The 25,386-nt window shown below is 59.0% G+C and carries 21 protein-coding genes and 2 rRNA genes; 10 read left to right on the forward strand and 13 right to left on the reverse strand.

The window, feature by feature from the left end; all coding sequences use genetic code 11:
- Positions 1-64 precede the first annotated feature (64 nt).
- From JET17_RS24300 to tyrS, 3 genes are all read right to left on the reverse strand, one after another.
- Positions 65-2,956, reverse strand: a 23S ribosomal RNA gene (locus JET17_RS24300).
- Positions 2,957-3,274: 318 nt separating this feature from the next.
- Positions 3,275-4,811: ribosomal RNA gene (locus tag JET17_RS24305) — 16S ribosomal RNA — on the reverse strand.
- Together the 16S and 23S rRNA genes form the textbook arrangement of a ribosomal RNA operon.
- A gap of 574 nt (positions 4,812-5,385) precedes the next feature.
- Positions 5,386-6,585, reverse strand: a complete 1,200-nt coding sequence (gene tyrS / locus JET17_RS24310; RefSeq protein ID WP_012316529.1) for a tyrosine--tRNA ligase — start codon at positions 6,583-6,585, stop codon at positions 5,386-5,388.
- 217 nt (positions 6,586-6,802) lie between these two features.
- On the opposite strand from tyrS, the gene JET17_RS24315 reads away from it, so the two are divergent.
- On the forward strand, positions 6,803-8,221 hold the full coding sequence (locus tag JET17_RS24315) for a peptidoglycan DD-metalloendopeptidase family protein (protein WP_012316530.1): 1,419 nt from the start codon (positions 6,803-6,805) through the stop codon (positions 8,219-8,221).
- A gap of 3 nt (positions 8,222-8,224) precedes the next feature.
- Positions 8,225-9,316: an anhydro-N-acetylmuramic acid kinase gene (locus JET17_RS24320; RefSeq protein ID WP_042111800.1), complete on the forward strand. Its 1,092-nt coding sequence runs from the start codon at positions 8,225-8,227 to the stop codon at positions 9,314-9,316.
- A gap of 58 nt (positions 9,317-9,374) precedes the next feature.
- Here the strand turns inward: JET17_RS24320 and erpA are convergent, their stop codons facing one another.
- Positions 9,375-9,725: an iron-sulfur cluster insertion protein ErpA gene (gene erpA, locus JET17_RS24325; RefSeq protein WP_028633511.1), complete on the reverse strand. Its 351-nt coding sequence runs from the start codon at positions 9,723-9,725 to the stop codon at positions 9,375-9,377.
- Between the two features lie 146 nt (positions 9,726-9,871).
- Entirely contained in the window at positions 9,872-10,906 is a 1,035-nt protein-coding gene (gene argC, locus JET17_RS24330; protein WP_012316533.1) for an N-acetyl-gamma-glutamyl-phosphate reductase, read from the reverse strand.
- Between the two features lie 142 nt (positions 10,907-11,048).
- On the opposite strand from argC, the gene hemJ reads away from it, so the two are divergent.
- The 6 genes from hemJ to JET17_RS24360 all read left to right on the forward strand — a co-directional run bounded on the left by hemJ (position 11,049) and on the right by JET17_RS24360 (position 15,480).
- A complete protein-coding gene (hemJ, locus tag JET17_RS24335; protein ID WP_012316534.1) occupies positions 11,049-11,474 on the forward strand; it encodes a protoporphyrinogen oxidase HemJ in 426 nt (141 codons plus the stop codon).
- A 30-nt stretch (positions 11,475-11,504) separates the two neighbouring features.
- A complete protein-coding gene (locus JET17_RS24340) occupies positions 11,505-12,461 on the forward strand; it encodes an NAD(P)H-dependent flavin oxidoreductase (RefSeq protein ID WP_012316535.1) in 957 nt (318 codons plus the stop codon).
- Between the two features lie 67 nt (positions 12,462-12,528).
- Positions 12,529-13,311, forward strand: coding sequence for an SDR family NAD(P)-dependent oxidoreductase (locus tag JET17_RS24345; protein WP_012316536.1), 783 nt, complete (start codon positions 12,529-12,531; stop codon positions 13,309-13,311).
- Between the two features lie 65 nt (positions 13,312-13,376).
- Entirely contained in the window at positions 13,377-13,715 is a 339-nt protein-coding gene (locus JET17_RS24350) for a histidine triad nucleotide-binding protein (protein ID WP_012316537.1), read from the forward strand.
- Positions 13,716-13,781: 66 nt separating this feature from the next.
- Entirely contained in the window at positions 13,782-14,429 is a 648-nt protein-coding gene (coq7, locus tag JET17_RS24355) for a 2-polyprenyl-3-methyl-6-methoxy-1,4-benzoquinone monooxygenase (protein ID WP_012316538.1), read from the forward strand.
- 10 nt (positions 14,430-14,439) lie between these two features.
- Complete coding sequence (locus JET17_RS24360; protein ID WP_012316539.1) at positions 14,440-15,480, forward strand: hypothetical protein; 1,041 nt, start codon at positions 14,440-14,442, stop codon at positions 15,478-15,480.
- Between the two features lie 34 nt (positions 15,481-15,514).
- Here the strand turns inward: JET17_RS24360 and JET17_RS24365 are convergent, their stop codons facing one another.
- The gene (locus tag JET17_RS24365) at positions 15,515-15,937 is read right to left on the reverse strand and encodes an OsmC family protein (RefSeq protein WP_004376171.1); all 423 of its coding nucleotides are present in this window, start codon (positions 15,935-15,937) and stop codon (positions 15,515-15,517) included.
- 191 nt (positions 15,938-16,128) lie between these two features.
- On the opposite strand from JET17_RS24365, the gene crp reads away from it, so the two are divergent.
- Positions 16,129-16,773, forward strand: coding sequence for a cAMP-activated global transcriptional regulator CRP (gene crp, locus JET17_RS24370; protein ID WP_012316540.1), 645 nt, complete (start codon positions 16,129-16,131; stop codon positions 16,771-16,773).
- Here the strand turns inward: crp and JET17_RS24375 are convergent.
- The 4 genes from JET17_RS24375 to JET17_RS24390 are packed head-to-tail and all read right to left on the reverse strand — an operon-like array spanning position 16,770 to position 20,002.
- Entirely contained in the window at positions 16,770-17,474 is a 705-nt protein-coding gene (locus tag JET17_RS24375) for a lipoate--protein ligase family protein (protein WP_012316541.1), read from the reverse strand. The genes crp and JET17_RS24375 overlap by 4 nt on opposite strands.
- A gap of 45 nt (positions 17,475-17,519) precedes the next feature.
- On the reverse strand, positions 17,520-18,353 hold the full coding sequence (gene trpC / locus JET17_RS24380) for an indole-3-glycerol phosphate synthase TrpC (protein ID WP_012316542.1): 834 nt from the start codon (positions 18,351-18,353) through the stop codon (positions 17,520-17,522).
- On the reverse strand, positions 18,350-19,399 hold the full coding sequence (gene trpD / locus JET17_RS24385) for an anthranilate phosphoribosyltransferase (RefSeq protein ID WP_012316543.1): 1,050 nt from the start codon (positions 19,397-19,399) through the stop codon (positions 18,350-18,352). Before trpD ends, trpC begins: the two co-directional genes overlap by 4 nt.
- A 9-nt stretch (positions 19,400-19,408) precedes the next feature.
- Positions 19,409-20,002 (reverse strand): aminodeoxychorismate/anthranilate synthase component II, encoded by a 594-nt coding sequence (locus JET17_RS24390; RefSeq protein ID WP_012316544.1) that lies wholly within the window; start codon positions 20,000-20,002, stop codon positions 19,409-19,411.
- 373 nt (positions 20,003-20,375) lie between these two features.
- On the opposite strand from JET17_RS24390, the gene estP reads away from it, so the two are divergent.
- On the forward strand, positions 20,376-22,265 hold the full coding sequence (estP, locus tag JET17_RS24395) for an esterase EstP (RefSeq protein ID WP_012316545.1): 1,890 nt from the start codon (positions 20,376-20,378) through the stop codon (positions 22,263-22,265).
- A gap of 36 nt (positions 22,266-22,301) precedes the next feature.
- Here estP and trpE read toward each other — a convergent pair whose 3' ends face one another.
- The 3 genes from trpE to rpe form a co-directional block, all read right to left on the reverse strand.
- A complete protein-coding gene (trpE, locus tag JET17_RS24400) occupies positions 22,302-23,783 on the reverse strand; it encodes an anthranilate synthase component I (protein ID WP_012316546.1) in 1,482 nt (493 codons plus the stop codon).
- 67 nt (positions 23,784-23,850) lie between these two features.
- A complete protein-coding gene (locus tag JET17_RS24405; protein ID WP_012316547.1) occupies positions 23,851-24,669 on the reverse strand; it encodes a phosphoglycolate phosphatase in 819 nt (272 codons plus the stop codon).
- Positions 24,666-25,340: a ribulose-phosphate 3-epimerase gene (gene rpe, locus JET17_RS24410; protein WP_012316548.1), complete on the reverse strand. Its 675-nt coding sequence runs from the start codon at positions 25,338-25,340 to the stop codon at positions 24,666-24,668. Before rpe ends, JET17_RS24405 begins: the two co-directional genes overlap by 4 nt.
- Positions 25,341-25,386: the final 46 nt, after the last annotated feature.

Consider the following 25,386-nt stretch of genomic DNA (forward strand, 5'->3'; position numbering starts at 1 on the left):
GCGAACTTTCGGTTCTTTCGTCTTCACCACCGCAATCTGCAGAAGCAAATTGCTTGGGTGTTATATGGTCAAGCCTCACGGGCAATTAGTATTGGTTAGCTCAACGCCTCACAGCGCTTACACACCCAACCTATCAACGTCGTAGTCTTCGACGGCCCTTTAGGGGATTCAAGATCCCAGTGAGATCTCATCTTGAGGCAAGTTTCCCGCTTAGATGCTTTCAGCGGTTATCTCTTCCGAACATAGCTACCCGGCAATGCCACTGGCGTGACAACCGGAACACCAGAGGTTCGTCCACTCCGGTCCTCTCGTACTAGGAGCAGCCCCTCTCAAATCTCAAACGTCCACGGCAGATAGGGACCGAACTGTCTCACGACGTTCTAAACCCAGCTCGCGTACCACTTTAAATGGCGAACAGCCATACCCTTGGGACCGGCTTCAGCCCCAGGATGTGATGAGCCGACATCGAGGTGCCAAACACCGCCGTCGATATGAACTCTTGGGCGGTATCAGCCTGTTATCCCCGGAGTACCTTTTATCCGTTGAGCGATGGCCCTTCCATACAGAACCACCGGATCACTAAGACCTACTTTCGTACCTGCTCGACGTGTTTGTCTCGCAGTCAAGCGCGCTTTTGCCTTTATACTCTACGACCGATTTCCGACCGGTCTGAGCGCACCTTCGTACTCCTCCGTTACTCTTTGGGAGGAGACCGCCCCAGTCAAACTACCCACCATACACTGTCCTCGATCCGGATAACGGACCTGAGTTAGAACCTCAAAGTTGCCAGGGTGGTATTTCAAGGATGGCTCCATGAGAACTGGCGTCCCCACTTCAAAGCCTCCCACCTATCCTACACAAGCAAATTCAAAGTCCAGTGCAAAGCTATAGTAAAGGTTCACGGGGTCTTTCCGTCTAGCCGCGGATACACTGCATCTTCACAGCGATTTCAATTTCACTGAGTCTCGGGTGGAGACAGCGCCGCCATCGTTACGCCATTCGTGCAGGTCGGAACTTACCCGACAAGGAATTTCGCTACCTTAGGACCGTTATAGTTACGGCCGCCGTTTACCGGGGCTTCGATCAAGAGCTTCGCTTGCGCTAACCCCATCAATTAACCTTCCGGCACCGGGCAGGCGTCACACCCTATACGTCCACTTTCGTGTTTGCAGAGTGCTGTGTTTTTAATAAACAGTCGCAGCGGCCTGGTATCTTCGACCGGCATGAGCTTACGGAGCAAGTCCTTCACCCTCACCGGCGCACCTTCTCCCGAAGTTACGGTGCCATTTTGCCTAGTTCCTTCACCCGAGTTCTCTCAAGCGCCTTGGTATTCTCTACCTAACCACCTGTGTCGGTTTGGGGTACGGTTCCCAGTTATCTGAAGCTTAGGAGCTTTTCTTGGAAGCATGGCATCAACCACTTCGTCGCCTAAAGGCAACTCGTCATCAGCTCTCGGCCTTGAGATCCCGGATTTGCCTAAGATCTCAGCCTACCACCTTAAACTTGGACAACCAACGCCAAGCTGGCCTAGCCTTCTCCGTCCCTCCATCGCAATAACTGGAAGTACAGGAATATTAACCTGTTTTCCATCGACTACGCTTTTCAGCCTCGCCTTAGGGACCGACTAACCCTGCGTCGATTAACGTTGCGCAGGAAACCTTGGTCTTTCGGCGTGCGAGTTTTTCACTCGCATTGTCGTTACTCATGTCAGCATTCGCACTTCTGATACCTCCAGCAAGCTTCTCAACTCACCTTCACAGGCTTACAGAACGCTCCTCTACCGCATCACCAAAGGTGATACCCGTAGCTTCGGTGCATGGTTTGAGCCCCGTTACATCTTCCGCGCAGGCCGACTCGACTAGTGAGCTATTACGCTTTCTTTAAAGGGTGGCTGCTTCTAAGCCAACCTCCTAGCTGTCTAAGCCTTCCCACATCGTTTCCCACTTAACCATGACTTTGGGACCTTAGCTGACGGTCTGGGTTGTTTCCCTTTTCACGACGGACGTTAGCACCCGCCGTGTGTCTCCCATGCTCGGCACTTGTAGGTATTCGGAGTTTGCATCGGTTTGGTAAGTCGGGATGACCCCCTAGCCGAAACAGTGCTCTACCCCCTACAGTGATACATGAGGCGCTACCTAAATAGCTTTCGAGGAGAACCAGCTATCTCCGAGCTTGATTAGCCTTTCACTCCGATCCACAGGTCATCCGCTAACTTTTCAACGGTAGTCGGTTCGGTCCTCCAGTCAGTGTTACCTAACCTTCAACCTGCCCATGGATAGATCGCCCGGTTTCGGGTCTATACCCAGCGACTAAACGCCCTATTAAGACTCGCTTTCGCTACGCCTCCCCTATTCGGTTAAGCTCGCCACTGAATATAAGTCGCTGACCCATTATACAAAAGGTACGCAGTCACCTAACAAAGTAGGCTCCCACTGCTTGTACGCATACGGTTTCAGGTTCTATTTCACTCCCCTCTCCGGGGTTCTTTTCGCCTTTCCCTCACGGTACTGGTTCACTATCGGTCAGTCAGTAGTATTTAGCCTTGGAGGATGGTCCCCCCATATTCAGACAAAGTTTCTCGTGCTCCGTCCTACTCGATTTCATTGATAAGAGATTTTCGTGTACGGGGCTATCACCCACTATGGCCGCACTTTCCAGAGCGTTCCACTAATCTCAAATCAACTTAAGGGCTGGTCCCCGTTCGCTCGCCACTACTAAGGGAATCTCGGTTGATTTCTTTTCCTCAGGGTACTTAGATGTTTCAGTTCCCCTGGTTCGCCTCTTGCACCTATGTATTCAGTACAAGATACTCAGCTTATGCTGAGTGGGTTCCCCCATTCAGAGATCTCTGGATCACAGTCTGTTTGCCGACTCCCCAAAGCTTATCGCAGGCTACCACGTCTTTCATCGCCTCTGACTGCCAAGGCATCCACCGTATGCGCTTCTTCACTTGACCATATAACCCCAAGCAATCTGGTTATACTGTGAAGACGACATTCGCCGAAAATTCGCATGTTGCTCTTTCGAGCAGAACTCACAAATTTTACCTTAGCCTGATCACACACCAGTGAAAGTGCATGTCAGTCTATTTCTATCACATATCCGAATTTTTAAAGAACGATCTGACAAAAGTCAGAAATCAACATTCAAGCCGAATGTTCATTTCTGAGTTCTGATCAGGAACAGCGTTAGACCCATATTAGAGTCTTGATCGCCTTCGACAATGAATCAAGCAATTCGTGTGGGAGCTCATCAGCAGGCTGATGTCGTCGATTAAGGAGGTGATCCAGCCGCAGGTTCCCCTACGGCTACCTTGTTACGACTTCACCCCAGTCATGAATCACACCGTGGTAACCGTCCTCCCGAAGGTTAGACTAGCTACTTCTGGTGCAACCCACTCCCATGGTGTGACGGGCGGTGTGTACAAGGCCCGGGAACGTATTCACCGCGACATTCTGATTCGCGATTACTAGCGATTCCGACTTCACGCAGTCGAGTTGCAGACTGCGATCCGGACTACGATCGGTTTTGTGAGATTAGCTCCACCTCGCGGCTTGGCAACCCTCTGTACCGACCATTGTAGCACGTGTGTAGCCCAGGCCGTAAGGGCCATGATGACTTGACGTCATCCCCACCTTCCTCCGGTTTGTCACCGGCAGTCTCCTTAGAGTGCCCACCATAACGTGCTGGTAACTAAGGACAAGGGTTGCGCTCGTTACGGGACTTAACCCAACATCTCACGACACGAGCTGACGACAGCCATGCAGCACCTGTGTCAGAGTTCCCGAAGGCACCAATCCATCTCTGGAAAGTTCTCTGCATGTCAAGGCCTGGTAAGGTTCTTCGCGTTGCTTCGAATTAAACCACATGCTCCACCGCTTGTGCGGGCCCCCGTCAATTCATTTGAGTTTTAACCTTGCGGCCGTACTCCCCAGGCGGTCAACTTAATGCGTTAGCTGCGCCACTAAAATCTCAAGGATTCCAACGGCTAGTTGACATCGTTTACGGCGTGGACTACCAGGGTATCTAATCCTGTTTGCTCCCCACGCTTTCGCACCTCAGTGTCAGTATCAGTCCAGGTGGTCGCCTTCGCCACTGGTGTTCCTTCCTATATCTACGCATTTCACCGCTACACAGGAAATTCCACCACCCTCTACTGTACTCTAGCTTGCCAGTTTTGGATGCAGTTCCCAGGTTGAGCCCGGGGCTTTCACATCCAACTTAACAAACCACCTACGCGCGCTTTACGCCCAGTAATTCCGATTAACGCTTGCACCCTCTGTATTACCGCGGCTGCTGGCACAGAGTTAGCCGGTGCTTATTCTGTCGGTAACGTCAAAACACTAACGTATTAGGTTAATGCCCTTCCTCCCAACTTAAAGTGCTTTACAATCCGAAGACCTTCTTCACACACGCGGCATGGCTGGATCAGGCTTTCGCCCATTGTCCAATATTCCCCACTGCTGCCTCCCGTAGGAGTCTGGACCGTGTCTCAGTTCCAGTGTGACTGATCATCCTCTCAGACCAGTTACGGATCGTCGCCTTGGTGAGCCATTACCTCACCAACTAGCTAATCCGACCTAGGCTCATCTGATAGCGCAAGGCCCGAAGGTCCCCTGCTTTCTCCCGTAGGACGTATGCGGTATTAGCGTTCCTTTCGAAACGTTGTCCCCCACTACCAGGCAGATTCCTAGGCATTACTCACCCGTCCGCCGCTGAATCAAGGAGCAAGCTCCCGTCATCCGCTCGACTTGCATGTGTTAGGCCTGCCGCCAGCGTTCAATCTGAGCCATGATCAAACTCTTCAGTTCAATACTGCTTGGGTTTTTAAGAAACCCTAAACTTGGCTCAGCAATCTCAAATGACTATGTGATTTCTCGCATGGTCACTTGTGATGCTGATAATCTTTTTGACTATCAGTCCGTACTCACAAGCACCCACACGAATTGCTTGATTCGATTTGTTAAAGAGCGTTTGGTTAAGAGCTTTTCGTCTCAACCGAGGCGCGCATTCTACGCTTTCCTCAGAGCCTGTCAAGCGTTTATTTTGAAGTTTTTTGCGAGAAACTCGTTTAGCTTCAAACACTTGGCTCGCTGCGATCTCTCGTAGCGGGAGGCGAATCATACAGCGTTTAGAAGCGCTGTCAACCACCATTTTAACCGCTATCGATCAGTCGACCGAAGCACCTCAAGTACTACCTGGATTAAGCAACTCGTTGAATTTCAAGGAGTTTCTCGTTCCGACTGCGCTGGAAGTGGGGCGCATTATAAGGGGATTCGAACGCCCGTCAAGGCTTATTTCCAATAAACCCCACTATCGCTGAAAAGCAAAGCGGGGAGGCCTGACGACCTCCCCGCTTCTATATATAGCTACGCCGCCAGACACTCACCCTGCCTTGAGCTTGACCCGGGCAAACGCCTTCTTGCCCGCCTGGCACACATGAGTGGCGCCAAGCGCAAACATAAAGTCACGCTCAACCACAACACCATCAACCTTGACCGCACCACCATTGAGCAGGTCGCGCGCCATCGCCGAGTTCTTCACCAGGCCAGCACGGTTCAGTACAGCAGCGATCGGCAAGTCTTCAGCAGCGGCCACCTCAATCTCGGGAAGATCTTCTGGCAACTCACCCTCTTTCATGCGATTACCCGCCGCGCGATGGGCATTGGCAGCCGCTTCTTCACCATGGAAACGCGCAACGATTTCTTCCGCCAGCTTGATCTTGATGTCGCGCGGGTTCGCACCATTGGCGACATCGGCACGGAACTGCTCGATCTCATCCATGGAACGGAAACTCAGCAACTCGAAGTAACGCCACATCAGCGTGTCCGGGATCGACACCAGCTTGCTGTACATCACACCAGGCGCTTCCTGGATACCTACATAGTTGCCCAGCGACTTGGACATTTTCTTCACGCCGTCCAGCCCTTCGAGCAGCGGCATGGTCACGATGCACTGCGCTTCCTGTCCGTAAGCGCGCTGCAGCTCGCGCCCCATCAGCAAGTTGAACTTCTGGTCGGTACCACCCAGCTCCACATCAGCCTTGAGAGCTACCGAGTCATACCCCTGCACCAGCGGGTAAAGGAACTCATGAATGGCGATCGGCTGATTGGTGGTATAGCGCTTGTCGAAATCGTCGCGCTCAAGCATGCGCGCCACCGTGTACTGCGACGCGAGGCGGATGAAGTCAGCAGGTGTCAGCTTGTCCATCCAGGTGGAGTTGAACGCGACCTCGGTCTTGGCCGGGTCGAGAATCTTGAACACCTGCTGCTTGTACGTCTCGGCATTATCCAGCACCTGCTCACGGGTCAGCGGCGGACGAGTCGCACTTTTGCCGCTCGGATCACCGATCATTCCGGTGAAGTCGCCGATCAGGAAGACGACCTGATGACCAAGCTCCTGGAACTGACGCAGCTTGTTGATCAGCACGGTGTGCCCTAGGTGCAGGTCAGGCGCGGTCGGATCGAAACCTGCCTTGATACGCAGAGGCTGGCCACGCTTGAGCTTCTCCACCAGTTCCGACTCGACCAACACTTCTTCCGCACCGCGCTTGATAAGCGCCAGCTGCTCTTCAACCGACTTCATAGACAGACCCGCAAGGCTCAGATTCAAGGGGAGCCAACCATACAAGATCGGCCATCAAATACAAGTTTCGCAACGGAATGTGACCTGACCGCAGCCTCGCGGCGTCTACGCGCCCTTGCGTGAAATTGGATTTGGTTATATTTTATACAGTTATTTCATCTTCATCATGTCATTCATCTTTTCCATATTCACTTTTCTTCAAAAAGTCACCTTACCTATGACCGACGAAACGCCTAAAGCGCCACCGCTTTATCCGAAAAGCCATCTGCTGGCCGCCAGCGGCATAGCCGCCCTGCTCAGCCTGGCTCTGCTGGTATTCCCATCCAGCGAAGTCGAAGCCAAGAAGACCACCCTCAGCCTCGAGCTGGAAAGCCCGTCAGAGCAACTGAAGGATGAGTCCGGCGCCGCGCCGCTGGTGCAGACCGAAGCCGATCAAGGCTCGCCGTTCGCACAGATCGAAGGTGCCGATTCCAAAACCGAACAAGCTACTCAAGAGCTTCCGCCCCTAGAGCAACAACCAGAGGCCAAGGAGCCTGGGCATCGCGAAGTCACGGTGGCGCGAGGCGATACATTGTCCACCCTGTTCGCGAAAGTCGGTCTGCCAGCCAATGCGGTGCACGACCTGCTGGCCAGCAGCAAGCAGGCCAAGCAGTTCAGCCAACTCAAGCATGGCCAGGTACTGCAATTCGAGCTCGACAACGACGGCCAACTGGCCAGCCTGCAAAGCAAGGTCAGTACCCTCGAGACCATCCGCCTAACAAAGACCGCCAAGGGCTACAGTTTCGACCGTGAAATCAGCAAGCCGGTGGTACGCACTGCCTACGCCCATGGCGTGATCAAAAGCTCGCTGTCTGCCTCGGCCCAGCGTGCCGGCCTGTCACACAGTCTGACCATGGACATGGCCAAGGTACTGGGCTACGACATCGATTTCGCACAGGACATCCGTCAGGGTGACGAATTCGACGTGGTCTACGAGCAGAAGGTCATGGATGGCAAGGTGATTGGTACTGGCAACATCCTGTCCGCCCGCTTCACCAACCGCGGCAAGACCTACACTGCGGTGCGCTACACCAACAAGCAGGGCAACACCAGCTACTACACAGCCGACGGCAACAGCCTGCGCAAGGCGTTTATCCGTACCCCTGTGGACTTTGCCCGTATCAGCTCGCGGTTTTCCGCTGGCCGCAAGCACCCGATTCTGAACAAGATCCGCGCGCACAAGGGCGTCGACTATGCCGCACCACGCGGGACACCGATCAAGGCGGCCGGTGACGGTCGCATCGAGCTGGCCGGCCGTCGCGGTGGGTACGGCAACACAGTGATCATCGCCCACGGCAACAGATACAAGACCCTCTACGGGCACATGCAGGGCTTCGCCAAAGGCATCAAGACCGGCAGCAGCGTGAAACAGGGGCAGATTATCGGCTATATCGGTACCACCGGCCTGTCTACAGGCCCGCACCTGCACTACGAGTTCCAGGTCAACGGCGTCCACGTCGATCCGCTGAGCCAGAAAGTACCGATGTCAGACCCGATCGCCAAGGCTGAACGCCAGCGGTTCTTGCAGCAGAGCAAGCCACTGATCGCGCGCATGGATCAGGAAAAGGCCACCATGCTCGCAGCGAACAAGCGCTGATCTATGGCGCTCTACCTAGGAGTAATGTCTGGCACCAGCCTCGACGGCCTGGACATTGCCCTGATAGAACAAGGCGAGCAGCTGGAGCTGCTCGCCACCCACTACCTGCCAATGCCCGCCGAGCTGCGCCAGCAACTGCTTGCCCTGTGCGCCAGCGGCCCTGACGAAATCGCACGTGCCGCGTTGGCGGAAAACCGCTGGGCCAGCCTGGCCGCAGAAGGTATACAGCAGTTGCTGCAAAAGCAGGGGCTGCAGGCTGATGCCATTCGCGCCATCGGTAGCCATGGCCAGACCATCCGCCACGAGCCTGCCCGAGGATTTACCGTGCAGATCGGCAACCCGGCATTGCTCGCCGAGCTTACCGGAATCACAGTAGTAGCCGACTTCCGCCGGCGCGATGTGGCTGCTGGCGGCCAAGGCGCTCCTTTGGTGCCAGCGTTTCATGAAACCCTGTTCGGCCGTCTTGGCCAGCGGCTGGCAGTGCTCAACGTAGGCGGCTTCAGCAATCTCAGCCTGATCGAGCACGACAAGCCGGTCCACGGCTTCGACTGCGGCCCCGGCAATGTGCTACTGGATGCCTGGATCGAGCGTAAACGCGGCCAGGCTTATGACGCCGACGGAGCCTGGGCGGCCAGTGGAGTGGTCCAGACCGATTTGCTGAACGCGTTGCTGAGTGACCCTTTCTTCGCCGGCAGCGGCCCGAAGAGTACTGGCCGCGAAGTGTTCAACCTGTCTTGGCTGGATGGCCATCTCGCTTGCATGCCCCGTTATCGTGACGAAGATGTCCAGGCCACGCTGCTTGAGCTGACGGCGCGCAGCATCATCGAGTCCTTGCGCGATGCACAGCAAGGCACAGAAGCACTGCTTGTGTGTGGCGGCGGTGCGCGCAACGGTGCATTGATGGCTCGCCTTGACGCGCTACTACCCGATGCCCGGGTCACCAGCACCCAAGCATATGGCGTAGACCCCGACTGGGTCGAGGGCATGGCATTTGCCTGGCTGGCTCACTGCTGCCTGGAACGCATCGCCGCCAACCGCCCCAGTGTGACGGCAGCGAAAGGGCTGCGGGTTCTCGGCGCGATATACCCGGCCTGACCTTGCAGCCGCAACGAAAACGCCGCGCAAATGCGCGGCGCTTTTGTACTACCGGGCTTCAGATCGAGAAGGACGAGCCGCAGCCACAGGTGGTAGCGGCATTCGGGTTCTTGATCACGAAGCGTGAACCCTCAAGGCCTTCCTGGTAATCCACCTCCGCGCCCGCCAGATACTGGAAGCTCATAGGATCAACCACCAGGGATACACCTTCGCGCTCGACGATGGTGTCATCTTCGGCCACATCTTCGTCGAAGGTGAAACCGTACTGGAAACCCGAGCAGCCGCCACCAGTCACGAAAACCCGCAGCTTCAGACGATCATTGCCCTCCTCGGATACGAGGGTCTTCACCTTTTGCGCGGCGCCGTGAGTGAATTCCAAAGCCGTAGGGGTGAAGGTTTCGACGCTCATGTTGATTCTCCCGGCGCAGTAGCCGCCATAAAACTCGATGAGGCGCATTATCCGCTTCTCCGAGAAAATCGGTCAACAATACGTAAGCAGCAAGTGACAAGCTACAAGCTGAACGCAATACGCTCACTTGCAGCTTGTCGCTGCTGTCAGGGCAGCAGGCCGGCATGGGACAGGCCCATGCGCTCGTCCAGGCCGAACAGGATGTTCAGGTTCTGCACCGCCTGGCCGGATGCGCCCTTGACCAGGTTGTCAATGACAGACAGAACCACCACCAGGTCACCACCTTGCGGGCGATGAACGGCAATACGGCAGACGTTGGCACCGCGAACGCTACGGGTTTCCGGGTGGCTGCCCGCTGGCATCACATCGACGAACGGCTCGTCCGCGTAGCGCTTCTCGAACAGTGCCTGCAAGTCGACCGACTTATCGGCCACCGTCGCGTACAGGGTCGAGTGAATACCGCGGATCATCGGGGTCAGATGCGGCACGAAGGTCAGGCCGATGTCCGTCCCCGCAGCCAAGCGCAGGCCTTGGCTGATTTCCGGCAGGTGACGGTGGCCCTTGACCGCGTAGGCCTTCATGCTCTCGCCAGCCTCACAGAACAGCGAACCCACGGCGGCACCACGGCCGGCGCCACTGACACCCGACTTGCAATCGGCGATCAGGCGCGACGGGTCGGCCAGGCCAGCTTCGAGCAGCGGCAGGAAGCCCAACTGGGTAGCAGTCGGGTAGCAGCCTGGCACGGCGATCAGGCGCGCCAGGCGAATTTTCTCACGGTTGACTTCAGGCAGGCCGTAGACCGCATCCTTCAGCAACTCCGGCGCGCCGTGCGGCTGCCCGTACCATTTCGCCCACTCGGCAGCGTCCTGCAAGCGGAAGTCGGCGGACAGGTCAATGACCTTGGTCCCGGCAGCCAGCAACTCGCCGGCCAAGGCGTGGGCGACACCGTGCGGGGTGGCGAAGAAGACCACGTCGCAAGCTGACAGAGCCTTGCTGTCCGGCACGCTGAAAGCCAGACCATCATAGTGACCGCGCAGGTTCGGATACATGTCGGCGACCGCTACGCCCGCCTCGGAACGCGAAGTGATGACCGCCACCTCGGCCTGTGGATGCTGTGCCAGCAGACGCAACAGTTCGACGCCGGTGTAACCCGTGCCGCCGACGATACCGACCTTGATCATAACGCTTGCCCCTTATCAACGAGCCGTCTGGAAAGCGCACGATGATAGGGGCGCAAGGCGCCTGTAACAACTCTTCGGGTGACCCTTCGGGCGCTTGGCCTCTACTATCTGACGACCGTGAATACCTGAAGGAACTCTCTCCATGCTTTACCTATGGATAAAAGCGCTGCACATCGTCAGCGTAGTCTGCTGGTTCGCCGGCCTGTTCTACCTGCCCCGGCTGTTCGTCTACCACGCGCAAAGCCAGGACAGCATCAGCCAGGAGCGCTTCGTGACCATGGAGCGCAAGCTGTACCGCGGCATCATGAACCCGGCGATGATTGCCACCTATGTGTTCGGCGCCTGGATGCTCTATCTCACGCCGGGCTGGCTGAGCCAGGGCTGGCTGCACGCCAAGCTGACACTGGTGATCCTGCTCACCGGCTACCATCACATGTGCGGCGCCCAGCGCAAACGCTTTGCCACCGGTGCCAACACCCGCAGCCACGTTTACTACCGCTGGTTCAACGAGGTACCCGTGCTGTTCCTGCTGGGCATCGTGATTCTTGTGGTGGTCAAACCGTTCTGACGATAATCGCACTGTACAGGAGCCTTGCCCATGTCCTTGCCTGCTTCGCTCGAACAACGCCTGCGCTTGCCCGTGGTGGCGGCGCCGATGTTCCTGATCTCCAATCCCCAGCTGGTCCTGGCCTGCTGCGGCAACGGCGTGGTCGGCAGTTTCCCCGCCCTGAACCAGCGCGACAGTGCCGGTTTCAAGGGCTGGCTCGAGGAGATCGAAGCGGGCCTTGGGCAGCTGCAGGCGCCAGCCCCTTATGCGGTCAATCTTATCGTCCACCCATCCAACCCGCGCCTGCAGGCTGACCTTGCCCTGTGTGTCGAGCATCAGGTGCCTATAGTCATCACCAGTCTTGGCGCGGTGAAGGAAGTCGTCGATGCCGTACACGGCTATGGCGGCCTGGTGTTCCATGATGTGACCACCCGGCGTCACGCTGAGAAAGCTGCACAGGCCGGCGTCGATGGCCTGATCGCGGTGGCGGCAGGTGCAGGCGGGCATGCTGGCACCTGGAGCCCGTTCGCCCTTGCGGCAGAAATCCGCCAGTTTTTCGACAAGACACTGCTATTGGCCGGCTGCATCAACCACGGCCATGAAATACTCGCCGCCCAGTTGCTTGGCGCGGACCTGGCCTACATGGGTACTCGCTTTATTGCCACCCGGGAGAGCCATGCCCAAGAGGCGTATAAACAGATGCTGCTCGGCGCGCATGCAGCGGATATCGTCCATACCCCAGCGGTTTCCGGCATACCGGCAAGCTTTTTGCGCCAGAGCCTTGAACAGGCCGGGTATGACATGGCCGTAGTGAAGGCCGGCCAGGAGCAGGGCAAACTCAAGCCGATCGATGATGAAGCCAAGGCCTGGAAGACAGTATGGTCTGCCGGGCAAGGCGTCGGAGAAATCCATGACTTGCCCGGCGCCGCCGCACTGATCGAGCGCCTGCACGGCGAATACAGAGCAGCCCTGGAGCGCAGCCAGGCGTTACGCGCCAAGGCCTTGTAGCAAAAGGCAACACCTGGCCTGGCCACGCTGTACACTAGGCGCCCTCTTTAGCCCTCAGGAGCCTTGCATGACCCGTTACGCCATGATCACTGGTGCTTCCAGCGGCCTGGGCCTGGCCCTGGCGGAAGCTCTGGCGCGGCGCGGGCGCAATCTGATCCTGGTGGCACGCCACCGCGAAACCCTTGAACCGGTAGCCATCGAGCTGACCCAGCGCTTCGGCGTCGAAGTACTGCTACGCGCCTGCGACCTCAGCCAGCCGCTGCGCCTGTCCGGTTTCGTACTCGAGCTGGAAGAGGGCGAGCGGCGCATCGACCTGTTGGTCAACTGCGCCGGCCAACGTACCTATGGCCCGTTTCTGGCCCACGAGTGGGCGGACGAGCAGGACCTGCTGGAAGTGAACATTCTCGCCATGAGCCGCCTGTGCCATGCCATCGGTAACCTCATGGCAGTACAGGGAGGTGGGCAGATCCTCAATGTCGCCGGCCTGGCCGCCGTAGCGCCAGGCCCCTGGATGGCCACCTATGCCGCCAGCAAGACCTATGTGATGCATTTCACCGAAGCCCTGCGCGAAGAGCTCAAGCCCACGGGCATCAAGGTTTCGGTCCTTTGCCCCGGTCCGGTGCGCTCTTCGCGCCGCCGTATTCCAAGGCTCGAAGGCAGCAGCCGCTGCCTCAGCCCCGAAGAGGTGGCGCTGTATACCGTGCGCGCATTGGCGAAAAACCGGGCGCTGATCATTCCGGTTCGCCGCAACCGCTGGCTGGCATTCGCCCCGCGCCTGTTGCCCCGCTGGTTGGCTCGCAAGCTTGCAGGCTTCATCCACCGCCGTTACTGCCCGGTCGGAATGGAATAGCCCACTGGGCGAGCGGCGCCTGGCTAAGTACACTCGGCCAGGACCCTCACCATGGAGCAAGTGCTGTGGACGATTTATTCATCAAGATCATCAACCGGGAAATCCCGGCGAAGATCATCTACGAGGACGACCAGGTTCTGGCCTTCCACGACATCGCGCCTCAGGCGCCGGTGCATTTTCTGGTCATCCCGAAAAAACACATCCGTACGCTCAATGACCTGACCGAAGAGGACAAGGGCCTGGCCGGCCATATCCTGTTCACCGCCCAGCGCCTGGCCAAGGAGCTTGGCTGCGAGGATGGCTTCCGCGTGGTCATGAACTGTAACGAGCAAGGTGGCCAGACCGTCTACCACATCCACATGCACGTGCTCGGCCAGCGTCAGATGCACTGGCCACCGGGCTGACCCAAGGCAAGCCCACCCCGGGCGATTGAGGTAAACTGTCGGGCATCACTTCAGCGGAGGTGCCCGATGGCTACCGAACGTCACTATTCGCCGCTCGACCGCTTGTTGCTGCAGGCCGATACCGCCATGCGCACCTTGCTGCCCTTCAGCGGCCAACCCTCCCGGCCGTCCCCGGCCATTGTCCAGCCCGACGTCGAACTCGACGAAAGCCAGACCCGCCACATTGCCGGGCTCATGCGCATCAACCATACCGGCGAGGTCTGCGCCCAGGCGCTGTACCAGGGCCAGGCCCTGACCGCCAAGTTGCCCCAGGTGCGCAAGGCGATGGAGCATGCGGCGGAGGAAGAAATCGACCATCTGGCCTGGTGCGAACAGCGCATCCGTCAGCTGGGCAGCCACCCCAGCGTGCTCAATCCGCTGTTCTACGGCATGTCGTTCGGCATCGGCGCGCTCGCCGGCATGGTCAGCGACAAGGTCAGCCTGGGCTTCGTCGCCGCCACCGAACATCAGGTGTGCAAACACCTCGACGAACACCTGGAGCAGATCCCCCATGAGGACGAAAAGTCCCGTGCCATTCTCGAGCAGATGCGCGTAGACGAAGAGCAACACGCCGATTCGGCCCTTGAAGCAGGTGGCTATCGCTTCCCCGCGCCGGTACGCTTCGGTATGAGCATGCTGGCCAAGGTCATGACCAAGAGCACTTACCGCATCTAGGGGCACGCCAATGACGGACCGTATCGACGCCAAGGACCTGGCGCGCGCCGTACAAGCAGGAGTTCTCCATCCTGGCCAGGACAAGGCCCTGCTGGACTTCCTGCTCCAGCAGCCAGCAGCTCGTGGCAGTTTCCAGCTGGCGCACGTCGCGTTCTATTTCGGCGCAATGCTGATCATGGGGGCGATGGGCTGGCTATTGACCGAAGCCTGGATGCGAATCGGTGACTGGGCGCTGCTGGCCATCGCCGTCCTCTACATCGGTCTTCTCACCTTGTTCGCCCTCAACCTGCAAAAACGCCAGCAACCCATCGCATCTGGCGTCCTGGCGGCGGTTGCGGTAAGCATCGTGCCCTTGGCTGTCTTTGCCATCGAACGCCTGGCCGGCTGGTGGCCACTGGATGATCGGCAAACGGACTATCACCAGTACTACACCTATGTGCAGGGTGGATGGCTGTTGATGGAGGCGGCCACGGTGGTCGCCGGTTTGCTCATGCTGCGCCTGATCCCCTACCCGTTCATTGTGATGCCGATTGCCGTAGCCTTATGGTTCATGTCGATGGACCTTACCGAGTGGGTGTTCGGCTCACCCTTCAGCTGGGAACAGCGGCGCACGGTTTCGCTGTGGTTCGGGCTCGGGCTACTGCTGGTGTTTCTGGTGGTCGACGGGCGCACGCGTGAGGATTACGCCCACTGGGGTTACCTGGCCGGGCTGGCAGCGTTCTGGGGTGGGCTGACGATGATCGAAAGCGACAGCGAGCTGGGTAAGGCGTTGTACTGCCTGATCAACCTGGGTTTGATGAGCGTTGCGGTGCTGTTGCGTCGGCCGGTGTTCATGGTATTCGGGGCGCTGGGGGTGGCGGCTTATCTTGGCTACCTGTCTTACGAGGTGTTTGCCGATTCGCTACTGTTCCCGGTTGTGGTGACCTTGATCGGGCTAGGGGTAATCGGGCTGGGGCTGGGTTATCAGAAGCGCCGGGAGCACCTCAGCCAGTCATTTAGGCGCTGCGTACCCCGTTGGTTGGTGGTCGCTCTTCCAGCCTTGCGCAACTGAACACCGTCGGGGGCCGCATTGCGGCCCAAAAGTCTCAACCCAGCTCAACGATCTCGTAGCCATGGGTGATTTCCACACCCGCGCGCTCCAGCATGATCGACGCCGAGCAATATTTCTCTGCCGACAGCTCCACCGCACGCTTGACCTGAGCCTCTTTAAGCCCGCGCCCTTTGACCACGAAGTTCATATGAATCTTGGTAAACACCTTCGGGTCTTCGCTAGCGCGCTCGGCCTCCAGGAAGGCTTCGCAGCTTTCCACCGCTTGGCGCGATTTCTTCAAGATGCTCACTACGTCGAAGCTGCTGCAGCCGCCTAGGCCGAGCAGAAGCATTTCCATCGGGCGCACGCCCAGGTTGCGGCCACCCGCCTCCGGCGGACCATCCATCACCACGACATGGCCACTCCCCGATTCGCCAAGGAACATCGCTTCACCGGCCCATTGGATGCGTGCCTTCATCTGTCCGTACTCCTGGATTTCGCAAAAGGGTGTCAGCTTAAGCGTTGTGTGGCTGTCGGAAAAGCTCCATACGTTTGGCATTTGTGCCGAAACATCCTTCAGTGTCTGATAAGCTGGCGCCAATTGACTGACGCGTCGCGTTAGCCAACTCTCCACCAGAGCCTATGGGTCGTATCGAACAGGATTTCGTGATGGTTGCCTCAGCCCTACCCGCCAAGATCAAGAACATCGACAAGCTGCTGATGCACTGCCAGCGCCGCCGCTACACTGCAAAGAGTAATATCATCTGTGCTGGTGACCGGGCCGAAACGCTGTCGTTCATCATCAAGGGTTCAGTCACTATCCTCATTGAGGATGACGAAGGCCACGAGATGATCATCGCCTACCTCAACAGTGGCGATTTCTTCGGCGAGCTGGGTTTGTTCGAACCCGCCGGCAGCGATCAGCAGCGCAGCGCCTGGGTGCGCGCCAAGACAGAGTGCGAGGTAGCGGAGGTCAGTTATGACAAGTTTCGCGACCTGGCCCGCCAGGACCCGGATATTCTTTACTCCCTCGGCAGCCAGATGGCCCAGCGCCTGCGCAACACCACGCGCAAGGTGGGCGACCTGGCGTTCTTCGATGTTACTGGCCGAGTCGCCCGTTGCCTGCTGGACCTGTGCAAGCAGCCAGACGCCATGACCCACCCGGACGGCATGCAAATCAAGATCACCCGCCAGGAAATTGGCCGTATCGTCGGTTGCTCGCGGGAAATGGTCGGCCGCGTGCTCAAGGACCTCGAGGAACGCAGCCTGGTTCAGGTCAAGGGCAAGACCATGGTGGTTTACGGTACCCGTTAATCCTTGGGCAGCGCTGCAAGTACTTCCCTGTAAGCCTGCGAAAGGCGCTCGAACCACGGTACTGCGGGCGCCACTTCGTGCAGGGCAATATGGCTGTCGGCCCGGCAGCGCTGCTCGAGCCCGCAACATTCATTGAAACGGTTGACCGCCGCGACCATCGACTCGCGCTCGTTGTCCAGCAACAACGCACCATGCACCAGCACCACCGGCCGTTTTCCACCCAGCCCCTGGCGCCAGCGCTGGGCAGTCCCCACCAGCTTGCGGCCATTGAGGTTGACATTGTAGCGGCCGTCGCAGAAGGCCCCGTCGATCTCGCCCACCGAAGCCACGCCGCCCCATTCGCGCAGCACATCGCACAACGGCAGGCAGAGGCGTTCATACGCGTTCTCGATGCGGCCATGGTCGCCTTCGCTGCGCGGAGCGACATACACCAGCGCCACATTCACTGTCGAATTCGACTGAGGTACCGGCTCACCACCGGTTTCTCGCAGCAGCACTGGCCAGCCAGCGATCGCCAATTCCGAGCAGGCTGTCTCGAAGTTGTCCAGGCGGCTCATGCGCCGAGGCATGACCAGCGCATGATCTGTCGGGCGCCAGAAAAGCACACCACTTTCGGTTTCGCCACGGCAGACCGAAGCCAAAAGATCTTGCTCGGCGTGCAGGCCCTGCTCGACGGTGAGGGCCAGGGGTTGATCGGTCATTGATCCACCTTCGATAAAGCCGGCGATTGCCGGCTTCAACGTTGCTTAGTCCAGTTGCTGAACAGTCTTCTTCACCTGTTCAGGGAAGAACAACCGCTGCAGTTCCAACCCCGGCTGCTCGGCCCGCATGAACGCCTCGCCCACCAGGAACGAATAAACGTCATTGATTTCCATCAACTCGACATCGGCACGGTTGAGAATGCCACTCTCGGTGATGGCCAGGCGATCGCGGGGGATGCGCGGTAAAAGGTCGAGAGTGGTTTCCAGGCTAACTTCGAAGGTATGCAGGTTACGGTTGTTGACACCCACCAGCGGGGTATCAAGCGTTTTCAACGCACGCTCCAACTCGTCACCGTCATGTACCTCGACCAGCACGTCGAGACCGACTTCCTTGGCGGTAGCGGCCAACTCGGCCATCTTGACGTCGTCGAGCGCCGACACGATCAGCAGCACGCAGTCTGCGCCCAAGGCGCGTGCTTCGATGATCTGATAAGGGTCGACCATGAAATCCTTGCGGATCACCGGCAGCGAAACGGCGGCGCGTGCCTGTTGCAGATACTCATCAGCACCCTGGAAGTAGTCCACGTCGGTCAGCACCGACAGGCAAGTCGCCCCGCCCTTTTCGTAACTGACGGCAATTTCCGACGGCACGAAGTTCTCGCGGATGACACCCTTGCTCGGCGAGGCCTTCTTGATTTCGGCGATCACCGCTGGCTGCTTGCGCTTGGCTTGCTCGATCAGGGCATTAGCAAACCCGCGCGGGGCATCCGCCCCCTTGGCCAGGTGCTCCATTTCGGCGAGGCTGACGCGCGCGCTGCGCTCAGCCACTTCCTGGAACTTGCGGGCAACTATCCTTTCCAGCACCGTCGGGACACTCATGCTTCGTTCTCCACCTTGAATACCGCTGTAAAGGCACCCAGCTCCTGCAGCTTTTCCCAAGCCAGCCCGGTGTGCAGCACATCGTGGGCCAGATCCACACCAGCCTTCAGGCTCATGGCGTGATCAGCGGCGTACAACGCAGCGCCCGCGTTGAGCACTATCATCTCGGCAGCCTTCTGGCCATTCTCGGTCTTGCGCCGGCCCAGTGCATCACGGATCAACTCCAGCGATGCCTGTGGGTTTTCGACTGCCAGGCCATGCAGGCTCTGGCTCTTCATGCCAAGGTCTTCAGGCTCGACCCAGTATTCGCTGATCTGGTCGTTCTTCAGTTCGGCGACAAAGGTAGGCGCGGCCAGGCTGAACTCATCCAGGCCATCCTTGGAATGCACGACCAGCACATGCTTGCTGCCCAGGCGTTGCAGCACTTCCGCCAGCGGGCGGCACAAGGCCTGGCTAAATACACCGACCACCTGGTGTTTTACTCCAGCCGGATTCGTAAGCGGGCCGAGCATGTTGAACAGGGTACGCAGGCCCAGGTCGCGGCGCGGGCCTGCGGCATGTTTCATGGCGGAGTGATGGCTTTGGGCGAACATGAAGCCGATGCCGAGGCTGTCAATGCAACGCCCCACTTGCGTGGGCGTCAGGTTCAGGTAGATGCCCGCAGCTTCCAGCAGGTCCGCACTGCCGCTCTTGCCGGAAACCGCGCGATTGCCATGTTTGGCCACGGTGCAACCCGCCGCCGCAAGGACGAAAGAAGAAGCGGTGGAAACGTTGAAGATGTTGGCGCCATCACCGCCCGTGCCGACGATATCGACTACGCCATCAAGGCTTTTCAGCTCGACCTTGTCAGCCAGCTCACGCATGACCGAAACCGCGCCAACGATCTCGTCGATGCTCTCGCTCTTCATGCGCATGCCCATCAGGAAGGCGCCGATCTGCGCCTCGCTGCACTGGCCGGTCATGATCTGGCGCATCACATCGCGCATTTCTTCGGTGGAAAGGTCCAGGTGGCCGACAATACGGCTCAACGCGCTCTTGATATCCATGCTCGGTCCTTAGCGGCGGCCGCCGGTCTGCTTGAGGAAGTTGGCGAACAGCTCGTGGCCCTGCTCGGTCAGGATGGACTCAGGGTGGAACTGCACCCCTTCTATATTCAGTGTCTTGTGGCGCAGGCCCATGATCTCGTCGACCGAACCATCGTCATGTGCAGTCCAGGCAGTCACTTCCAGGCACTCTGGCAGGGTCTCGCGCTTGACCACCAGGGAATGGTAGCGGGTTACGGTGAGCGGATTGTTGAGGCCGGCGAAGACGCCCAGGTCGCGGTGATATACCGGGCTGGTCTTGCCGTGCATGACCTGGCGGGCACGCACTACATCGCCACCAAACGCCTGGCCGATTGATTGGTGGCCCAGGCAAACTCCAAGGATCGGCAGCTTGCCGGCAAAATGCAAAATGGCCTCGATGGACACACCGGCTTCGCTCGGCGTGCAAGGGCCAGGGGAGACGACGATGCGCTCAGGGTTGAGGGCTTCTATCTGGGCAACGGTGATTTCGTCGTTGCGAATGACTTTGACCTCGGCACCCAACTCGCCAAGGTACTGAACGACGTTGTAAGTGAATGAGTCGTAATTGTCGATCATCAGTAACATCGGGCTAAACCTCTAGAATCTACTGACTTTAAAAGTCGAACCTTCCTACACCAAAAACAGACACGGCGTTGCCACTAGGGGCGCTCGGAAACGGACAGGAAGGCAAACGGGGGCGGGCCGGACAGGCCGGCAAGAGATAAAGTCAGGCGCGCCAACGCCAACGGGCGTGGGCCTTGATAACGCGCATCAAGAGTTTGCTGACGATCAACACGGGATAGGTCTCGCTCATACTTGCAGGCACAGTAGCCTACCGGCGCGGCGGGCGCAATATGCCCGTAAATACGGGAAACGAATGGACTTGGAAGGCATGCCCTGCGATTTGCTAAGGTCGATCGGGTTGTCCTCATAAAAACAATGAAAAGGATGTTCCCAGATGCGAAAAGCACCTTTGCTACGTTTTACCTTGGCTACGTTGGCGCTCGCCTGCAGCCAGGCTTTCGCAGCCCCCTCGCCTTACTCGACAATGATCGTCTTCGGCGACAGCCTCAGCGATGCCGGGCAATTTCCTGACCTGACCGGCGGTACTGCCGGTATGCGCTTTACCAACCGTGATGAGAATGGCAACTTTGCACCTGTCTCGCCGATGATCCTCGGCGCACGCCTGGGTGTGAATCCGGATGAGCTCAACCCATCCACATCATTCGGAATACGCCCCGACGGCAACAACTGGGCCGTTGGCGGCTACACCACGCAGCAGATCCTGGATTCGATCACCACCACTTCCGAGACAGTCATTCCGCCAGGCCAACCTTTTGCCGGCCTGGTACTACGCGACAAGCCCGGCTATCTGGCCAATGGCTTGCGCGCAGACCCCAATGCCCTCTACTACCTGACCGGTGGCGGCAACGACTTCCTGCAAGGCCTGGTGAGCAGCCCTGCCGATGCCGCCGCTGCGGGATCGCGCCTGGCAGCCAGCGCCCAGGCCCTGCAACAAGGTGGCGCCCGCTACATCATGGTCTGGCTGCTACCCGACCTCGGCCAGACGCCGAACTTCAGTGGCACCCCGCAGCAAAACGCCCTGTCGCAACTGTCCAGCGTGTTCAACCAGTCACTGGTCAGCCAACTGGGCCAGATCGATGCCGAAATCATTCCACTGAACATTCCCGTACTGCTGAACGAAGCACTGGCCAGCCCGACGCAATTCGGCCTGGCCAGCGGGCAGAATCTGGTCGGCACCTGCTACAGCGGCAACAGTTGCGTGGAAAACCCACTGTACGGCATCAATGGCACCACACCCGACCCCACCAAGCTGCTGTTCAACGACTCGGTACACCCGACCATCGCCGGCCAGCAACTGATTGCCGACTACGGCTACTCGATCCTTTCCGCACCCTGGGAGCTGACGCTGCTGCCGGAAATGGCCCACGCCAGCCTGCGTGCGCATCAGGACGAACTACGTAATCAATGGCAGGCACCCTGGCAAGCGGCTGGCCAATGGCAGGCCTTCGTTGCCACCGGTGCGCAAGATCTGGACCTCGACGGGGGGCGTACTTCTGCCGACGCTGACGGGCGCGGCTACAACCTCACGCTGGGTGGCAGCTACCGGCTCAACGACACCTGGCGCGTAGGGCTTGCCGGCGGTATCTATCGCCAGAAACTGGAGGCAGGAGAACAAGACTCGGACTACAAGCTGGACAGCTACCTGGCCAGTGCCTTCGCCCAGTTTCGTAAGGACCGCTGGTGGGCCGACGCAGCGCTGAGTGCTGGGCACCTGGATTACCAGGACCTCAAGCGCACCTTCGCCCTGGGCGTGAATGACCGAAGTGAGAAAGGTGATACTGACGGCGAAGCCTGGGCTGTGACCGGCCGACTGGGATACAACCTGGCAGCCGATAGCAGTCGCTGGCAGCTGGCGCCGTTCATCAGCGCCGACTACGCGCGGGTGAAGGTGGACGGTTATGACGAGAAGAGCGGACGTTCGACGGCACTGGGCTTCGATGACCAGGAACGCACTTCGCGTCGTTTGGGTCTAGGGTTGCAGGGCAGCGTGCAGGTACTGGCCAACACCAGGCTGTTTGCCGAGGTGGCGCAGGAGCATGAGTTCGAGGATGACCAACAGGATGTGACGATGCACCTGACGACACTGCCAGCCAATGACTTCACGCTAACCGGGTACACACCGCAGAGCAATCTGACACGCGCCAGCCTTGGGCTGAGCCATGAGCTCGCAGCGGGGGTGCAACTGCGCGGGAACTACAACTGGCGCAAGAGCGATGAGTTGACCCAGCAAGGCATAAGCCTGGGCGTCAGCGTCGACTTTTAACAGAACGGGGCCGCCATGCGGCCCCACGCCTGTGAATCACTCGGCAGGACGTTGCTCAGCCAACGCCACCGCACGGAACATCGCCCGGCGCTTGTTGATGGTTTCTTCCCACTCCAGCGCCGGCACCGAGTCGGCGACGATGCCGCCACCGGCCTGCACATGCAGCTCGCCGTCCTTGATCACTGCCGTGCGAATGGCAATCGCGGTATCCATGTTGCCATTCCAGGCAAAGTAGCCCACTGCACCACCGTAGACGCCACGCTTGACCGGCTCCAGTTCGTCGATGATCTCCATCGCGCGGATCTTCGGTGCACCCGATAAGGTACCCGCCGGCAGAATCGCCCGCAGTGCATCCATCGCGGTCAAGCCCTCGGCCAGTTGCCCGGTAACGTTGGAAACGATGTGCATTACATTGGAGTAGCGCTCGATCACCATCTTTTCGGTCAGGCGCACGCTACCGGTGCAGGACACACGCCCCACATCGTTGCGGCCCAGGTCGATGAGCATCAGGTGCTCGGCGATTTCCTTGTCGTCCGACAGCAGGTCATCTTCCAGCGCCCGGTCGGCCTCCTCGTTGGCCCCCCTTGGACGGGTACCGGCAATCGGGCGTACGGTGACCAGGTTGTCTTCCACCCGCACCAGTACTTCCGGCGAGCTGCCGACAACGTGGAAGTCCCCGAAGTTAAAGAAGTACATGTACGGCGTCGGGTTGAAGCAGCGCAGCGCACGGTACAAGTCTATGGGCGCTGCCTGGAAGTCGATCGACATGCGTTGGGACGGCACCACTTGCATGCAGTCACCGGCCAGGATGTACTCCTTCACGGTGTCCACAGCGCGCTCGTAATCCTCCTGGGTAAAGGAGGAGCGGAACGCCGGCTCTGCCGCCATGGGGCCGCTCAGGTCCAGGCCGCGTCGCGGCGTGATGGGTTCGCGCAGCTTGGCCAGCAGGCCTTGCAGGCGCGCCTGGCCTTGCTCGAAAGCCTGCTCCTCGGACGGGTCGACCAGTACGATCGCATGCATCTTGCCGGCCAGGTTGTCGAACACCACCACGGCATCCGAAACCATCAGCAGGATGTCCGGCACGCCCAACGGGTCAGGATTGGGGCAAGCGCCCAGGCGCTTTTCCACGTAGCGCACACAGTCATAGCCAAAGTAGCCGACCAGGCCACCGTTGAAACGCGGCAGACCGGCAATGTCAGCAACCTTGTAGCGGTCCTTGAAGGTTTCGACGAATGCCAGCGGGTCTTCGACATCATGGCTTTCGACCTGCACGCCATCGTGCAGGATGCTCACGTGATAGCCATGCACACGCATCACCGTGCGCGACGGCAGTCCGATCATCGAATAACGCCCCCACTTCTCACCGCCCTGCACCGACTCGAGCAGGTACGAGTTGGCCTGGTCGGCCAGCTTCAGGTAGATAGAAAGCGGGGTATCGAAGTCGGCCAGGGTTTCACAGGCCAAGGGGATGCGGTTGTAGCCGGCAGCGGCCAGGCGCAGGAATTCTTCGCGGGTCATGAGTAGCCTCGGAGCAACAATGAGAGTCGGGCAAACGGACGGGCCGGCAAAGGCCGGCGGGCAGAAGTCAGGCGCGCCAACGCCAACGGGCCAGGGCCTTGATGACTTTCATCCAGAATTTGCCGGTAACCACCACGGTGGGCTCTCTGTCTTGTGAGGCTTGAAGGTCCGCCAACGTTATCCCAGTGTCGGTGACTACGCAACCAGGCAGCAGCAGGCGCAGGTCGCCTATGACCAGGCTGGGCGCTTCCTCATCGATCGGCCGGCCGTGGTTATAGCCATAGCTCAGCCCAACGCACTGCACGCCGGCAGCCTTGGCCGCCAGCACATCACTGCGCGAGTCCCCCACAAACAGCGCCTGGCCGGGCTTCACGCCGGCCATTTTCATGACGAACAGCAACGCAGCAGGATCGGGCTTCTTCTGTGGCAGGGTATCGCCGCCGATGATCCAGCGGAAATAACGGCCGATCTTCATCTGGTCGAGCAACGGTGCGACGAAGCGTTCAGGCTTGTTGGTGATCAGCGCCATCTCCACGCCCTGCTTGCGCAGCCAGCGCAAGGTGTCGTGCACACCAGGGTATACAACCGTTAGATCATGGCTTTCGGCGTACGCCTCCATGAACAGTGCAAGGCCGCGCTCGGCCAGCTCATCGTCTACGGTCGCGTGGTCCAGGCCGCCGGCAAGTGCGCGGCGCACCAGCACCGGTGCGCCGTTGCCGACCCAGTGCCGCACGGCGTCAAGGCCGGCGGCCGGACGGCCAAGTTCGAGCAGCATGCGGTCAACGGCTGCGGCCAGGTCGGGGACTGAATCGATCAGGGTACCGTCCAGATCGAACATCACCAGCCTGGGCAGCGTCCCGGGGAACAGCTGCTCGAAGCCGCTCATGGGCGGGCCTGAGCCAGTTCGGCGCGCATCTTGGCGATCACTTCCTGATAATCCGGCGCGTTGAAGATCGCCGAGCCGGCGACAAAGGTGTCAGCGCCAGCGGCAGCGATCTCACGGATATTGTTGACGTTGACCCCACCGTCGATTTCCAGGCGGATATCACGGCCACTGGCGTCGATCAGCGCACGGGCTTCGCGCAGTTTGTCCAAGGTGCCAGGGATGAACTTCTGTCCGCCAAAGCCTGGGTTGACGCTCATCAGCAGCACCATGTCGACCTTGTCCATCACGTACTTCAGCGCGTCCAGGCTGGTAGCCGGGTTGAACACCAAGCCGGCCTTGCAGCCACCGTCACGGATCAGCTGCAGCGAGCGGTCGATGTGCTGCGATGCCTCCGGGTGGAAGGTGATGTAGCTGGCACCGGCTTCGATGAAGTCACCGATGATGCGGTCTACAGGGCTGACCATCAGATGCACATCGATCGGCGCGGTCACACCATACTTGCGCAAGGCGGTGCAGACCATCGGGCCAATGGTCAGGTTGGGTACGTAGTGGTTGTCCATCACGTCGAAGTGGACGATGTCGGCACCAGCGGCCAGCACCTTGTCGACGTCCTCGCCCAAACGGGCGAAATCGGCGGAGAGAATGGAGGGGGCAATAGCGTAGGGCTGCATGGCGCACCTGTTGGCAGAATCTAGGTGGCGCGCATTGTAACTCAGG

This window comes from Pseudomonas putida (assembly GCF_016406145.1).
GTDB lineage: Bacteria > Pseudomonadota > Gammaproteobacteria > Pseudomonadales > Pseudomonadaceae > Aquipseudomonas > Aquipseudomonas putida_E.